This window comes from Oleiphilus sp. HI0066 (assembly GCF_001635725.1).
On record NZ_LWFH01000261.1, the window covers coordinates 1 to 711 of the forward strand.

Below are 711 nucleotides of genomic sequence, written 5' to 3' on the forward strand. Positions count from 1 at the left end.
AGTAAAGGTGGACGGGTCTCTCTGTTCTTAGGGAACTTACTGGCCGCCAAGAATAAGCCTGCAGCACCATCGCGCAAGATATACGTATCATCGACTTTCTGACATTGAAGCTCTGGCATTGGGACAGGATCCATCTTAGGTGGCGCTGGATTCCCGTCTCTCAATAATTTACGTGTATTCTTACACTCTTCGTTGGTACAACCAAAGTATTTGCCGAAACGGCCTGATTTAAGTTGCATCTCCGAACCACACTTATCACATTCAAGTGTTGGCCCGTCGTAGCCCTTAATATGGAACTTCCCTTCCTCTACTTCGTAACCTTCGCAATCTGGATTATTCCCGCACACGTGAAGCTTTCGATTCTCATCAATCAAATAGCTTTCCATAGAAGTACCACAAATTTTACAACGGCGCTTCTGACGAAGTAGCTTAGACTCGCCTTCATCATCGTCTGCGCTCGCGACTTCGTCACCGGGGACAAGGTTCATTGTATTCTTGCAGCGCTCTTTTGGCGGCAAGGAATAACCAGAGCAACCCAAAAACACACCGGTACTAGCTGTACGAATTTGCATATTGCGCCCGCAATTTCCACAAGGGATACCCGTTTCAACCGGATCGTTACTGCGCATACCATCGTTGGCGGCTTCAGCTTTATCTAGCTGAACCGTGAAGTTACCATAGAACTGATTAAGAACGGATTTCCAGTCCTTG

General features: G+C 47.1%; 1 protein-coding gene. It reads right to left on the reverse strand.

Annotated features, from left to right (window positions below):
- Positions 1 to 711 (reverse strand): topoisomerase DNA-binding C4 zinc finger domain-containing protein (locus A3738_RS03960; protein ID WP_197473569.1); only part of this gene is annotated, 711 nt, incomplete at both ends.